15 protein-coding genes are annotated in these 14,746 nt (G+C 47.8%); 9 read left to right on the top strand and 6 right to left on the bottom strand.

The window, feature by feature from the left end; all coding sequences use genetic code 11:
- Positions 1–39 precede the first annotated feature (39 nt).
- Complete coding sequence (locus tag QZT80_RS15230; protein ID WP_295123579.1) at positions 40–1,677, bottom strand: acyl-CoA carboxylase subunit beta; 1,638 nt, start codon at positions 1,675–1,677, stop codon at positions 40–42.
- An 86-nt stretch (positions 1,678–1,763) separates the two neighbouring features.
- Between QZT80_RS15230 and QZT80_RS15225 the strand changes: the two genes are divergently transcribed.
- From QZT80_RS15225 to QZT80_RS15215, 3 genes are all read left to right on the top strand, one after another.
- On the top strand, positions 1,764–2,231 hold the full coding sequence (locus QZT80_RS15225) for a DinB family protein (protein ID WP_295123576.1): 468 nt from the start codon (positions 1,764–1,766) through the stop codon (positions 2,229–2,231).
- A gap of 14 nt (positions 2,232–2,245) precedes the next feature.
- The gene (locus QZT80_RS15220; RefSeq protein WP_295123573.1) at positions 2,246–2,476 is read left to right on the top strand and encodes a hypothetical protein; all 231 of its coding nucleotides are present in this window, start codon (positions 2,246–2,248) and stop codon (positions 2,474–2,476) included.
- Positions 2,477–2,618: 142 nt separating this feature from the next.
- A complete protein-coding gene (locus tag QZT80_RS15215; RefSeq protein ID WP_295123571.1) occupies positions 2,619–4,358 on the top strand; it encodes a hypothetical protein in 1,740 nt (579 codons plus the stop codon).
- A 190-nt stretch (positions 4,359–4,548) separates the two neighbouring features.
- On the opposite strand, the gene QZT80_RS15210 is transcribed toward QZT80_RS15215, so the two are convergent.
- Both QZT80_RS15210 and QZT80_RS15205 read right to left on the bottom strand, forming a co-directional pair.
- Positions 4,549–5,013, bottom strand: coding sequence for a hypothetical protein (locus QZT80_RS15210; RefSeq protein ID WP_295123568.1), 465 nt, complete (start codon positions 5,011–5,013; stop codon positions 4,549–4,551).
- Positions 5,004–5,528 (bottom strand): sigma-70 family RNA polymerase sigma factor, encoded by a 525-nt coding sequence (locus tag QZT80_RS15205; protein ID WP_295123565.1) that lies wholly within the window; start codon positions 5,526–5,528, stop codon positions 5,004–5,006. The genes QZT80_RS15210 and QZT80_RS15205 overlap by 10 nt, the downstream gene beginning before the upstream one ends.
- 220 nt (positions 5,529–5,748) lie before the next feature.
- On the opposite strand from QZT80_RS15205, the gene QZT80_RS15200 reads away from it, so the two are divergent.
- Genes QZT80_RS15200 through QZT80_RS15190 form a run of 3 tightly spaced genes read left to right on the top strand, consistent with a single transcriptional unit; the run spans position 5,749 to position 8,533 of the window.
- Complete coding sequence (locus tag QZT80_RS15200; protein ID WP_295123562.1) at positions 5,749–6,879, top strand: sensor histidine kinase; 1,131 nt, start codon at positions 5,749–5,751, stop codon at positions 6,877–6,879.
- A gap of 1 nt (position 6,880) precedes the next feature.
- Positions 6,881–7,582: a LytTR family DNA-binding domain-containing protein gene (locus QZT80_RS15195; protein WP_295123559.1), complete on the top strand. Its 702-nt coding sequence runs from the start codon at positions 6,881–6,883 to the stop codon at positions 7,580–7,582.
- 18 nt (positions 7,583–7,600) lie between these two features.
- Positions 7,601–8,533, top strand: a complete 933-nt coding sequence (locus QZT80_RS15190; RefSeq protein WP_295123556.1) for a hypothetical protein — start codon at positions 7,601–7,603, stop codon at positions 8,531–8,533.
- On the opposite strand, the gene QZT80_RS15185 is transcribed toward QZT80_RS15190, so the two are convergent.
- Positions 8,530–9,606, bottom strand: coding sequence for an App1 family protein (locus QZT80_RS15185; protein ID WP_295123553.1), 1,077 nt, complete (start codon positions 9,604–9,606; stop codon positions 8,530–8,532). The two genes, QZT80_RS15190 and QZT80_RS15185, sit on opposite strands and share 4 nt — an antisense overlap.
- Positions 9,607–9,621: 15 nt before the next feature.
- Between QZT80_RS15185 and QZT80_RS15180 the strand changes: the two genes are divergently transcribed.
- From QZT80_RS15180 to QZT80_RS15170, 3 genes are read left to right on the top strand one after another with little or no spacing between them, the layout of a single operon-like run.
- The gene (locus QZT80_RS15180) at positions 9,622–10,521 is read left to right on the top strand and encodes a diacylglycerol kinase family protein (RefSeq protein WP_295123551.1); all 900 of its coding nucleotides are present in this window, start codon (positions 9,622–9,624) and stop codon (positions 10,519–10,521) included.
- 37 nt (positions 10,522–10,558) lie between these two features.
- Positions 10,559–11,542 (top strand): DUF2157 domain-containing protein, encoded by a 984-nt coding sequence (locus QZT80_RS15175; RefSeq protein ID WP_295123548.1) that lies wholly within the window; start codon positions 10,559–10,561, stop codon positions 11,540–11,542.
- Positions 11,529–12,725, top strand: coding sequence for a hypothetical protein (locus QZT80_RS15170; RefSeq protein WP_295123545.1), 1,197 nt, complete (start codon positions 11,529–11,531; stop codon positions 12,723–12,725). The genes QZT80_RS15175 and QZT80_RS15170 overlap by 14 nt, the downstream gene beginning before the upstream one ends.
- 66 nt (positions 12,726–12,791) lie before the next feature.
- Here the strand turns inward: QZT80_RS15170 and QZT80_RS15165 are convergent, their stop codons facing one another.
- Positions 12,792–13,580, bottom strand: coding sequence for an alpha/beta hydrolase (locus QZT80_RS15165; protein WP_295123542.1), 789 nt, complete (start codon positions 13,578–13,580; stop codon positions 12,792–12,794).
- Between the two features lie 117 nt (positions 13,581–13,697).
- Entirely contained in the window at positions 13,698–14,735 is a 1,038-nt protein-coding gene (locus QZT80_RS15160) for a glycoside hydrolase family 43 protein (protein WP_295123539.1), read from the bottom strand.
- Positions 14,736–14,746: the final 11 nt, after the last annotated feature.

Here is a 14,746-nt window from a genome sequence, read left to right as displayed (position 1 = left end):
AGTTAAGCGGGCAAAAATAATAGAAAAGCGTTAAGAACCTTATACCTGAATTACGCCCGTACGGAAAGGCTCTTCCACAGGTGCCTGGTTAGCCGCTTTTAAAGATTCGGCAATGATCTTACGGGTGTCGCCCGGATCAATGATCGCATCTACCCATAACCTGGCTGCTGCATAATAAGGGGTGGTCTGAGTGTTATATTTATCTGTAATGTCTTTCAGCAGTTTGGCCTCATCTTCCGGCGTAATGATCTCGTTCTTCGCTTTCAATGACGCCACCTGTATCTGCAACAGTGTTTTCGCTGCCTGCTCCCCTCCCATTACCGCAATTTTTGCATTAGGCCATGCGTAAATAAAACGAGGGTCGTATGCCTTACCACACATTGCGTAGTTGCCCGCCCCATAAGAATTACCAACGATTACAGTAATTTTCGGCACTACCGAATTAGCCACTGCATTAACGAGTTTGGCGCCATCCTTAATGATACCCGCATGTTCGCTGCGGCTACCTACCATAAAGCCCGTTACATCCTGCAAAAATACCAGCGGAATTTTTTTCTGATTGCAGTTCATGATAAAGCGGGCGGCCTTATCGGCACTGTCGTTGTAAATCACACCGCCCATTTGCATCTCCCCTTTTTTGTTCTTTACTATTTTACGTTGATTGGCCACAATGCCCACAGCCCAGCCTTCGATACGGGCATAACCACATAAAATACTTTTTCCGTAATCTTCTTTGTATTGATCGAATTCAGAGTTATCGACCAGTCTCTGGATGACTTCCACCATATCATATGGTTTACTACCATCAACAGGTACAATGCCATAAATATCCTCTGGCGATTTTGCTGGCGGTGCGGGTGCTATGCGGTCAAAACCGGCGTCTTCCGGCTTGCCAAGTTTGCCTACTATTTTTTTGATGTGATCGAGGCATTCTTCATCCGTTTTAAAACGGTAATCGGCAATGCCCGAAATTTCTGTATGAGTAACGGCTCCGCCCAGTGTTTCCGCATCTATATCTTCACCAATAGCCGCTTTTACAAGATATGGGCCAGCCAGGAAGATTGATCCGTTGCCTTCTACCATCAGCACTTCATCACTCATGATGGGGAGATAAGCGCCCCCTGCCACGCAACTGCCCATTACCGCCGCAATTTGCGTGATGCCCATAGCGCTCATACGGGCGTTGTTACGGAAGATGCGGCCGAAGTGTTCTTTATCAGGGAATATTTCGTCCTGCATAGGCAGGTACACACCTGCGCTATCCACGAGGTAAATTACCGGCAGTTTATTTTCCATGGCTATTTCCTGCAGGCGCAGGTTCTTTTTTCCGGTTAAAGGAAACCAGGCACCGGCTTTAACGGTCATATCGTTGGCAATGATCATACACTGGCGGCCGGCAATGTAACCTAATCCGGCTACCGTACCAGCTGCGGGACAGCCACCATGTTCAGCATAAAGCTCGTAAGCCGCAAAGGCGCCTATCTCAGTAAACTGGCTTTCTTTGTCGATAAGGTACTTAATGCGTTCGCGGGCATTCAATTTGCCGCGTTGTTTCACTTTTTCGAGGTTCTTTTTCCCACCTCCCTGCTCAATTACGGCGAAGCGCTGTTTCATGGTGCTCACCAATAAACGCATGTTATCTTCGTTTTTGTTAATTTCCAGTTGCTGATGGTCCATAACGTGTTTAATTTTTCTAAAAATACGGGATTATGGCTTAATTGTTGATTTCCCGGAATAATCACCCCTACATAAAAAAACTTTGTATGTCATCACACAACATAGTACTATCTGAAGCCCTCGAACATTTATACAGCGGTCAGCCCTGGCTGGATGTAACGCTGCTCGAACACCTGGCAGACATTACGCCCGAACAGGCCCAGCGAAGGTTTAATGGTTCAAATAATATTTGGGAAATTGTAAATCACCTTATCTTCTGGCATCAGAACGTAATGCGTAAACTGCGCGGCGAAGATCCCGACCAGGAAGGTGATTTACCCGATTTTTACCTGCCCGAAAATACAAATGACGAGAACTGGCAAAATACGCTTAAACGCCTGGAACACTCCGTTCAGTTAATGACCGAAACCGTGCGCGTGTACCCTGAGGAAAAGCTCTACGGACTGGTACCCAATACCCAGCATACCTCCTATTACTATATCCAGGGCATTGTGGAACATGCTGCCTACCACATGGGGCAAATTGTGCTATTGCATAAATACGCCACGGCATAGTATATTTGCCTGCCATGGACGCATTTTTTATTACAATTGATCATAAAGGGAATGAACGCCAGTACGAAGTACAACCCGCTCTCGTAGGTTATACCGCGCATTTTTATGTGTATGTTGATGAGGTGAGAATAACTTTTGAGCCCGATGAAGAAAACAACTTACGCGTGATTGTGCCACCGGAGTATAAACATCCCGACGTTCCCCTATTGCAGAAAATTGCAGCCGGCATAGAAAAATGGCTGTAACACTGGTTATTACCGTTTATTTACACAACTATCTGCCCTGCTAACCGGGCTAAACCTTATTTTTGCATATTGTTACGATCCCCTGAACATTCCCTGTTCTCCGGCCCTTGCCTTTTATTGTTGTACTCCCAAAAATCTGCATATGAAAAAGCTACTGCTGCTTCCTGTTTTTTTATTAGGTTTCATGCTCACGGTTATCGTCGTTAAAAGGAACAAACTCATTGCTGTTCCAACTATGGAAGCCGGTTTACCCAGGACCTTCCTGCGATGTATGCCTGCCGGTAAACTGCCTATGCTGGAAATGGACAGCACCAAACCGTTTGCGCCGAGGTTAGACGGGCTGGGTAACTATCATTTTTCGGTAAGCACCAACAACAAAGATGCTCAATACTTCTTCGACCAGGGCTTGCGCCTCTACTATGGATTTAATCACATGGAAGCATACCGCGCCTTTACCGAAGTAAACCGTTTAGATCCGGGCTGTGCAATGGGTTATTGGGGACAGGCACTTACGCTGGGGCCCAACATCAATGCCCCCATGGATGCGGCCGATGTAAAAAAAGTGATGAGCGCCGTACAGCAGGCCATAGATAAATCCTCTACCGCCAGTCCAAAAGAAAAAGCGCTGATACAGGCTATCGCCCGGCGCTACAGCGACCCCGCCCCAACGGACCGCGCCGCACTGGACGCCGCATATACCGCTGGTATGAAACAGGCCTATGCCCGGTTCCCTAACGACCCCGATATCGCCTCCCTGTATGCAGAAGCTGTGATGGACCAGCACCCCTGGAATTACTGGGCCAAGGATGGCAGTGAACACGAATGGACACCGGATATCGTACTTCCGCTGGAAAAAGTACTGGCCACATTGCCCGATCACCCCGGTGCCAACCACTTTTACATTCATGCTGTAGAAGCTTCCCAAAAACCAGAACGTGGTTTGGCCGCAGCCGAAAAGCTGCAAAAACTGATGCCGGGCGCAGGGCACCTGCTGCACATGCCTTCACATATTTACATCAGGACCGGGCATTACGATAAAGGCTCCGATATGAACGAGGTGTCGATTAAGGCCGACCAGGCCTATCTCACCGCCTGCAATTCACAAGGACTCTACGCCCTTATCTATCACCCTCATAATTATCATTTCCTCTGGGCATGCGCTACCCTCGAAGGGCGCAGTGCTACCGCCATCAAAACGGCGTTTGAGTTGCGCGAAAAAGTACCTGCAGATTTATTGTTAAGTCCGTTCGGGTTTGGATTACAACACTTTTATGCCACCCCGCTGTTCGCCCAGGTACGTTTCGGCCAGTGGAATGAACTGATAAATACCCCTGCCCCGGAAAATAACCTGGTATACGTAACAGCCATGTGGAACTATGCGCGCGGTGTTGCGTTTGCCAAGACGGGCAACCTGCCGGAAGCCAAACGTTCCCTCGCCGCCCTGCAACAATTAGAGAGCGATACCACCCTTAAAAATATTTCCGCCGGTTTCCTGAACACTCCGCAAAGCCTGATGGCAATTGCCGGCAAGGTGTTAAGCGCTGCCATTGCAGAGCAACTCAAACAAACCGACCAGGCCGTTTCCCTGCTTAAGGAAGCCATCGTACTCGAAGATGCCCTGAACTACAACGAACCGGCCGACTGGCACCACCCTGTTCGCCAGGTACTTGGCCAGGTGCTGAACGATGCTGGTCAGCCCGCCGTAGCGGAACGGTACTACCGCGAAGACCTGCACAACTATCCTTCCAACGGGTGGTCGTTAGCTGGCTTATACGCCAGCCTGAAAGCGCAAAAGAAAACGGGTGAAGCCGAAAAGGTAAAGAAGATGTACGAAAAGGCATTTGTGAGGGCGGATATTAATACCGGGCGGTCGGCATTCTAGTATTGGTGAAGCGTTGGTCCCCTATTAATCAAAGGGCATTGAAAGGGCTTTCAAAGGGTATTGAAAGGGGTATGCCTGGGCAGAGAGGTGGCGGTGTAAAAACTACACGTCTCCCAATACTGTTACTGCCGCTGAAATGAGTGACACAACGGCGGCCCAACAATGTATCTGCTGATGATGTAATAAAAGGCTATTTCGTTCGCTCAACCTGTGATGGTACAGGCTGTTGGGCGCGGTGATCGCGTATCTCGCGGTAGTATTTGAGCCCCAGGATAATAGCCCCGATCAGGAAAATTTTAGAGAGGATGAAAATAACGATGAAGGCGTATTTCCAGTTTTTATGCACCGTGATCATATGATCGTCGCGCGGTTGCATGTTGATGAAGGTGTAATTGGCGCGCTCCTCTTCGGTTTTGCTGCGGTTTTCTTCTTCCCAGCGAATACGGTGGGTGATTTTGCTCCACACCTCGGCGGGAGGCATAACAGCATCGTCGAAGGCCATTTTTTCAAGCCTGCGTTCCGTCATCGCTATTTCCGAATTAAGTTCGGGGAATACCCTCCTCAATTGCTGCAATTCTACTTCTTCTTCATGAGAAGCCAACCCCAGCAGGTAACTTTCGATGATCCCACTCTCTATGTATTCCTTTATTTCCAATTACTCTTCATGAATTTTCTTAGTTCCACCATTGCCGTATTCAAAATTCTCGAAACCTCCGTTTCAGTAAGCCCTGTTACGCTGGCAGCTGCGGAATGTGACAGCCCCTTATAGTAACATAATTCAAATATACGACGGGCGTCCGGTTGCAGATTTCTGGTAAACTGCATTAACGAATGATCCTTTGGTCTTAGTATAGGGTTTATTGCATTCACTGACGTTGAACTGATCGCTGGTGGTACGGCTTGCGTTACAAATTCCCGGGTTATTTTCATCAACCAGCCAAATAATGTAAAATGGCCGGATGTTCTAAACATCTGAGTATTTTTAAATACGTGGACAAATAATTTCACCAACACTTCACTCGCCCTTTCCTCCTCCGGAATTACCTGTAGGATAACACCGTATAGAGCTGGGGAGTATTTATCGTACACGTGCTGACGGGCGCTGGTATCGCCCGCGATAAGCTGCGCTACAAGTTGATCTTCACTAATATGTACCGGTTCCTTCGTCAAAGTTGCAGGTTGTTCTTACCCGCAATGTAAATATTTTCCATGTAAAGAAATTTTTTTATTCGTTCACCCGAAAGGGCCACTGAAGAGTAATCGCAGTAAGTTTTAGTATACTTCGTATCTTCCGGTAATAGTGTAACGAGGCACTTGTTTTTGGTCGGCAAATCGGACCCGGTCACCGATACTTAAGTGCCTTTAAGGGTTTATAGCCATTACTTTGTGTATGTTCCGTATTAAAGCGTCCTCTTTTATCATTCATATTGCCGGCTGGCTGATCTTTATGAGCCTCCCGCTGCTTTTTTCGCCCAGTTCAAACAGCACTCTCGCCTGGGACTTACTTCACGACTGGAAATACTGGAAGTTTTTCCTGGTATTTATCTCCCTGTTTTATCTCAACATCTTTTTGCTGATCCCCCGGCTTTTCCTCCGGAAGAAGTTTATGGCTTATTTCGGATCGCTGGTGGTGTTGTTTGCGTTGGTATATTATATAAAGCCATTCGACCAGCTCCAGCGCCGGCCGAACAACAACCGTACTGAATTCAGGCAGCAAATGTCTGCTCCAGGTAACCATCCGGCCCCCCGGCCCTCCGGACCGGGACAGTTCCGCCAGGGCGAGCGACTTCCACAGCCAGGCGGCAATCCGGGTTTTCAGCCGCGTGGGCCGCGTACAGATGTGGTCAGTATTTTCCTGTTCCTGATGCTGGTGGCCCTCGCCATTGCGATTGAAATGAGCAAACAGTGGCGGATGACGGAGCAACGGATTACCCGGGCAGAGGCGGATAAGGCGAATGCAGAACTCTCCTTCCTGAAAGCACAGATCAATCCGCATTTTCTTTTTAATACCCTCAACAACATTTATTCGCTGGCCATTACGAAAAGCGAGAACACCGCCGATAGTATTATGAAACTAAGCAACATCATGCGGTACGTAACGGACGATGCTACGGAGGACTATGTATCGCTGGAGGAAGAGGTGGCCTGTATAAAGGACTATATTACTTTACAACGCCTGCGCCTGGGTGGTAAAGTGCAACTGGATTTTTCGGTTACAGGCAACCTGGAGCATAAAGAAATTGCACCGCTGATACTGATGACCTTTATCGAAAACGTTTTCAAATACGGCATTAGCAACCACGAAGCCACGAATATTACGATACGTATATTTGCAGAAGCACATACCGTTACCTTCTTTAGCCGCAACCGGGTATTCAGGGCGGCGGCGGAGCAACAACGTAAGGGCATTGGTATTACCAACACGAAGCAGCGGCTGGAACATTTGTATCCCAACCGTTATTTGCTGAATATCAAGGAAGAAGACGAAGTATACACCGTAGACCTCACGCTAAAGGTATAACATGACGCAATTAAAATGTGTAGCTATAGATGACGAGCCGCTATCGCTGGCCCTGATCCGGGAATATATTTCCCGTTCGCCTTCACTGCGGTTACTGCAAACATTCGAAGACGCTGTTTCCGGTGCGGAGTTCCTGCGCCATAACCCGGTAGACCTGCTGTTCGTAGACATCAACATGCCTGATATTAATGGCATGGACCTCGTACGTTCGCTGGAAGAAAAACCAACTGTTATCTTTATTACGGCCTATAAAAAGTTTGCCGTAGAAGGTTTTGAGCTGGAAGCAATGGACTACCTGTTGAAACCTGTAGACTACGACCGTTTTTCCAAAGCGGTGAAACGCGCTGTTACCTACCACGAATACAAAAACGGCACGCATGCCGGCCAGGAAGAAAGCCTCTTCGTCCGCTCAGAATACAAGATGGTGAAAATCGACCTCCGGAACATCGCTTACATCGAGGGACTTGAAGATTACATCCGCATACATCTCGCTACGGGCAAACCTATCATGACGCTCATGACCTTAAAAGCTGTGCTGGACAAGCTGCCCGGTGAACAATTCCGCCGCATCCACCGCAGTTATATTGTTCCCTTAAACCGCGTGGTATCGGTATTAAACCGCAAAGCCATGCTCGATACGGGAACTGAGTTACCCATCAGCGATAGTTATGCTTCTGTTATCGACGATTGGAAAAACCGTTAATTTATTATTTTTGGGAGGATGAGATACCTGTTGCTGATTTTCCTGCTGATAACAACGGCGCTGCATGGCCAACTAACTTATACCGAGATACCTTTACCGGCTTCGGTGGCACACCGTAATAATGAATACTCCAGCCTGGCCCAATGGAAATCACGGATCATACTCACACCACAATACCCCGCACGATATATCTATTCGCTCGACACCACCTATATCGATGCGGTGCTGAACGGCACGAAACCCAACGATACTTTATACGCCTTCGAATTTATTAACCTATACGCTATTATCGCTAAAATCGACGGCTACCAGGGCTTTGAGGCAGCGGTTGTGGTGGGCAACATGATTTTTTATACGATCGAAACCGGCATTTCCAATCCTTACGATTTCCTGGTAAGGGGCACACTCAGCGATAAGCGGATTGTAATGGACACCAGCCGGGTTGTACGACTGCCTAAAGCAGTAAAAGATCATGGCGCGCCACTGGATGAAGCCGGACATGAGAGCATTACTTATCTCGCCGAACAAAATAGACTGTTAACACTGTTCGAGTTCAATAACTTCCCCGGCCACAGCAAAGGCTGGCTGATAGATACGTCCCTTACAAAACTGGAGGAAATAGCCGTTCAGCCCATCGACTTCCGCATTACGGACATCCACGAAAAAAACGGGGAGATATACGGTATTAATTACAGCTACCATGGCGAGTTTGAAGAATATGAGCCAACAGAAAAGATTAAGAAATCTAACGGGCAGTACGCCAACTGGGCAAAAGAATGTGTAACAAGAGTGATCAAACTGGAAGTAAAAGATAAACAAGTTAACATCAAACCGATGCCTGTACTCACGTTCGACTGCGAAAACTGGGAAGGGATATTGCAATATAAAAACGGCGTGTTAATGATCACCGATCAACATCCACGCACAAAATTTATCTACCTGCCTTTTTAAACGTCTACTTTTTTTTCGGTAAGACCAATTTTATTGGAATGTGCAATCGCCTCTTCGCTGTGTTGGAAATAACAGCAATGAATGCCGCGCGACTCAATCTCCTTCACTACATCCCCAACATACCGGCGGCTTTGCTTACGCACATTGCGCAGGTATACGCAGATAATCTGTTTGCCGAAGTGTTTAGCGATCGCATTATAAATATTGGGGTCTTCCTGTGTATCGTCGCCCAGCAGCACGAAACGCATATCGGGGTAGCTTTCCAGGATACGGCTGATACGGGTAAACTTGGTGCCGTGTTTATTTTGCCCGGTTTTTAACAACTGGTACCAGTGTTTCATCTGGCTGAGCAGGTAAACCCCGTGCGGCAGTTTATGCGTGCGGGTGAATTCGGCAATATAATTAAACAGGTTCCACTCGCTGCTGCTCACATAAAAAAACGGGTTGGGCGTATGTTCATGGCTGCCGGCATAACTGAGCATACGGTAATGTTCTACCACACCTGCGAAAGGTTTGCGCGTACGGGCATTATGGGTAAACAGCACAAAAAGCCGTTTGCCAAGCCGGCGCGAATGGGAAATAAGGAATGTATCGTCGATATCGGAAATACAGCCGTATTGGGTGCGATGTGGAATAAAGATGCTACCCACTGCCGAGGCCAGTACCGTGCTGCCATTGGCCGCAATATGATCAACCCGTACTTCGTGCCAGCCAGCATCTGTTGGCGCCTCAGGCTTCCATTGGAAATGGAAGAACCCATCTGCCGCGGTTACCGCCTTAATAATTTTGTTTTGCCACACCAGTTGTACAAGTGCGTTGGGTTTGGCTTTGACCATGAACAGGCGCAGCAGTCCTACAAAGTTGCGTATAATATTACGCGAGTATCGCTTAGGAGGAACCGGACTAAAATCAAGCACATGGCCAAACAACTGTATTTGTCCGTCGCGGCCGTAACCACGATATACCCGCACGGTGGTATGGTTGGTGAGCCTGAACGCCCCCAGCAACCGATCTTTAAAAGATTTTTTTGCGGCTTTATATTTGATATTATCTGATTCGTTATTTATTTGCATAAACAAAAGCCAGCTGTGGAAACTTCAGAAAAGTTAAAGCTATTATTCGTTATTAATCCCAAATCGGGCCGTAAGAAAAATGAAGATCATCAAAATCTGATCCATAATTTCTTCATTAATAAGCCTTATGAGATACATTTCTTCAATTTACATACTGCGCGCAAACGTGGATTATCCCTGCAGCAAACGATCCTGGACATGCAGCCCAATGGCGTGGTGGCCGTGGGTGGCGATGGAACAGTTCGCAGTGTGGCCTCCCTGCTGATAGGTACCGATATCCCACTGGGTATACTGCCCGCAGGATCTTCTAATGGGATGGCCCGCGAGCTATCGCTCCCCCTCACCTTTCCCGAAGCGCTGGAGGTAATTGTGAAAAGAATTACCCAAAAGATAGACGTGGTGAGGGTAGATAAGGACCAGTACTGCATACATTTGGGTGATATTGGCCTTAATGCCCTGGTGGTGAAATACTTCGAGAAGTCGGGTATACGCGGCCAAATAGGTTATGCCCGGGTGATGCTCAGGGCGTTGTACTACCAGCAGTTGCTGGATATTGTGATCGATAATGGTAAAGAAAAGCTGGAAAGACAGGCTTTTATGGTCGTGTTCGGCAATGCACGGCAGTACGGCACCGGGGCGTTCATTAATCCCGACGGCGACCTCAGCGACGGCATCTTCGAAGTAGTGCTGGTGAAAAAGATCTCTGTACTCGAACTGCTTAAAATGCTGTTCCGCCATAAGCCATTTGATCCCGCTAAAACGGAGATCATATCCGCGCAACAGGTAACTATACAAACAAAAAAGAAAGCCCATTTTCAGCTGGATGGGGAATACCTGGGGAAAGTGTACCGCGTAAACGCCGACATCCTGCACCGCCAGCTAACCGTATTCGCCGCTACTAACGAACCTCTGTAGTTTTGTTAAAGTAAAATATTGTTCTATATTTCCCCTTATGAATATTAAACTGTTTGAAAAACTCCACGGGGAGGGCAAACTATCCCTGGAGTCGCTGGAACGGGTAAAAACCGCGGAATCGGGTAAACTTTTTTCGCTGCACTGGGAGCTTAAAACGCTGTTATACCTCGGTGTATTACTTTTCAGCGGCGGCCTCGGCACCCTTATCTATAAAAACATCGATACGATCGGGCACCAGGCTATTTTACTGGTGATAGCTGCGGTGAGTGGCGGATGTTACTTTTACTGTTTCAAACACAAACTGTCATTTTCGCGGCATAAAGTGTTGCCGCCCAACTCCTTTTTCGATTACATACTGCTGTTGGGTTGCCTCACCTTCGTTTCGTTCATCACTTACTTACAGGCGCAATACACTGTATTCGGCTACAACCTGAGTGCAGCCACCTTCATACCGATGCTGGTATTGTTCTTTTCGGCTTACTACTTCGACCACATCGGTGTATTAAGCCTTGCCATTACCAACCTGGCTGCATGGATGGGCGTAACGGTTACACCTCTGAACATACTGGCGGCGAACGACTTTGGCGACGAACGGCTCATATTTACCGGTATCATACTGGGTGCTATATTAGTAGGTGCCGCCTACCTGAGCCGCATGAAGGACTTTAAAAAACACTTTGCCTTTACCTTCAGCAACTTCGGTGTACACATCATGTATATCGCATTGATCGCTGCGCAGATCGTGTTCGATAATGTAATATGGTTCTTACCCATCGCGGCGCTTACCGTCTTTTTTATCATACAGGCCAGGAAAGAACATTCCTTTTATTTTATCCTGATTTCCGTCCTCTATTCCTACTTCTCCTTATCAGCCGCCATCATACAACTCGCCTGGCACTCCAGCTTCCTCGACGAAGGTCTGCTGATGCTGGTATGTATTTATTTCATAGGCTCCGCCATCGCGCTGATCGTATTATTGATGAGAGAACACAAAAAACTGAAAGCACATGATCGCGTATAACTCAGGTGAATTAGATAAACAGGAAATCCGGGAGGAGGTGCAATCAGCTTACCGCCAAGGCCTCATTACCGAAACAGCGTATAAGGACATTAACACATCGTACCCGGAGTATTTCTACTCCCCCAACATATTTATCCGCATCGGCCTGTTCATCCTTACACTGATCATAGCCATCTTCGGCCTTGGTTTATTATTGCTGATGGGAGCGGTCGACAGCGAACGCGGGATACGGGGATTTTCGGTATTCATTGCGGTTGTAGCCTATGCCGCCTGTGAAATGATGATTCACGGTAAAAAACATTACAAGTCGGGGGTAGATACGGCTTCAATGTGGATGTGCGGTGCTGCACTTTGTACATTCTATTTTATGATGGATTTAGTGGATACGGGCACTAGTCTGTACGCTTTCCTGTTCGTAGTCTCCGCCTACTTTACACTGCGCTTCGCGGATGTTCCGATGGCTATTATCGCGTACGGTTCTTTGATGATGGTTATTTTCGTAAACCTTGACAATTCTGGCGCACGTGCCTTTCTGCCCTTTGTTATCATGCTGCTTTCAATCGGGGCTTACTTTGGCATAAAAGCCCTGGCCCGCAAAACGATCGCCAGGCACTACAAATACTGCCTTACCTTTCTTGAGATATGCGCACTGCTTACGCTTTATATGAGCATGAATTACTTCGTGGTAAATGAATTGAATAACGAGTACGATCCGGCAGGCCCGTATATAGATGATTCCTATCCGGAAGGTACTCCGGTTCCCCCGCCAGCAAAGCCATTGGCACTGGCATGGTTGTTCTGGACTACCACTATCGCCCTCCCTCTCCTTTACATCTATTTCGGACTGCGTAAAAAAGATCGTATACTATTGGGTACTGGTTTGCTGCTCTTGGCAGCGGCTACTTTCACCGTACGTTATTACCACAGTATTATGCCGCTCGAGGGCGCTATGGTGCTGGCAGGCATTATTATGATCACGATAGCCTGGTCAGTCATCCGTTACCTGAAAGTCCCAAAACATGGCTTTACGAATGAAGATGATGATGAGAAAGGTGCGATCGAAAAACTACACCTGGAATCGCTGGTGATCACGCAAACAATGGGGCAACAGCAACAGGTGGAAACTACTAAAGGTTATGGTGGCGGCTCCGGTATTGGCGGTGGCGCTTCGGGGGATTTTTAAATCTAAAAAAAGCTAAAAGCCCGGAGCGATACTCCGGGCTTTTTTGTTCCTACCAATAATCCTCTCCTAGTGTTTCTTTATCCAATCCAGTACATACCCGGCGTCTTCCTTCCATGTGGGCAACCCGAGTACGAAGTGGTTGCGCTGCTTCAGCACAAATTCTGTAACTGAACCCGGCGTATCGTTCTTTTTATATTTCTTAAATGTTCTTTCATTCAAAGTTGGCGGTATACAATGATCTTCTGTACCAGCCAGGAACAGTAAAGGCGGGTGCGGCTTCGAGAAATCCACCGCTGCGGCACTGGTAAGCCCGTCGCGCACTACCCGTTTAGATTCCGGGATGCAAAGCGCATCGTAAGCTGCCTGCTGTTCCGCGAGTGGCATGCCGTTCGTGAAGGCAAACTGGAAGCTTGGAAAACTGCGCAGGTAAGCCTCATCGATAGACGTAAAGTATCCCAGTGCTTTGGTGTTCGACTTCAGGAAGTTCAGTTCATACGGCAATATGCCCTGTGGCGGCACCGAATGAATGGCGATAGCGCCCGCACTTAATCCCCTGTTTACCAATACCTGTGTAATGAGTCCTCCCAGCGAATGACCGATGATGATCGGCTTCTCCGGCAGGTTGCGGGCGATATTGGCATAGTGGTCTATCACCTGTGCCAACCGCAGTTCTGCAATAGCTTTGTTGGGCTGACTGGCACGCAAAGCTGCCGGCTCCCCTTCTTTGGCGGGCCAAGAAGGCAATACCGTTTTATAGCCGTTACTTTCGAAAAAAGCAGCCCAATCGTTCCAGCAATAGTGACTAACGAAGGCGCCTGTTACAAACAGGATTGTTTTTGAGCGGATACCTGACATATGGCGTTTTTGAAGGGTTTAATCAAACCGCTTGCGCGGCTCCCCTCAAAAGTACTCCAGGTCCCGGCCTCCCGCAATGACCATATAATCAGTTTAGTTGTCTAAACAATCGTGTAACTAATTACCAGATGGTATGGCCAGTGGCTGATCGCGTTTCACGGGTATTCCGAATACGGGGAAGCCCTTTTTATCCCAGGTAAAAGGCTGCATACGAGGCGAGCGTTTGCCGCCACAACCCTGCCCTGGTTCGTCGTTGGCGTGATATAAGATCCAGTCCTGTTTGCCGTCCGGCGATTTGAAAAAGGAATTGTGACCGGGGGCGTACACGCCGTTTTCCTTGCTCTGGGCAAAAAACGGTTTGGGCGATTTCTTCCAGTTAGCTGGATTCATAATGTCTTTACCGTTAAAGCTTAATACCCCCAGTGCGTAGAAGTCGGTCCAGCAGCCGCTGGCAGAAAATACCACGAACAACTTTTTGCCGTTCATAAGTGCCTGCGGGCCTTCGTTTACGTTTACATGCGAGGGGTTGGAATTCTTACCCAGGTCGCCATGTTTCTCCCAGTCGTAGGTTGGTTCAGCAATCTTTACCCGCTGGCCGGTGATGGTCCAGGGATTGCTCATTTTAGCCAGGTAAATGTTCTGCTGGTGGTTCTTATCTCCTTCCCAGCCCGACCAAATCATGTACAATTCGTTCTTCCAGGTAAATACATCCGCATCAATAGCCCATTTATTAGTAGGATCAGCCACCTTGCCTTTGAACGTCCACTCGCCCTTAAACGGATCTGCGGAAGCATTTTCGATAACGTACATACGATGGTTGTCGTTATTACCATTGTCGGCCGCGAAGTATACATACCATTTGCCTTGCAGGAACAATATTTCCGGTGCCCACAACTCCTTCGAATACTCCTTATCCGGCGGTGGTGTATAAACCGTTTTACGCTCTGCAGTCGCTAATTGCGACAGATCTTTCGTTTTCCAGATGTCGATACGATTGCCGGTCGTATGGGTGTAATAATAATAGCCGTCCTTGTAATACGAATAAGGATCGGCACCCGACTTCAATAACGGGTTGGTAAAGGTTTTTTGCGCATACAACTGGCTGGCCATGCCGAGCATCAGCATCCAACCTAAAAACAGGCTACATTTCATCATGACGTGTGTGA

This window comes from uncultured Chitinophaga sp., assembly GCF_902168175.1.
GTDB lineage: Bacteria > Bacteroidota > Bacteroidia > Chitinophagales > Chitinophagaceae > Chitinophaga.
This window is presented reverse-complemented; position numbering and strand designations above follow the sequence as displayed.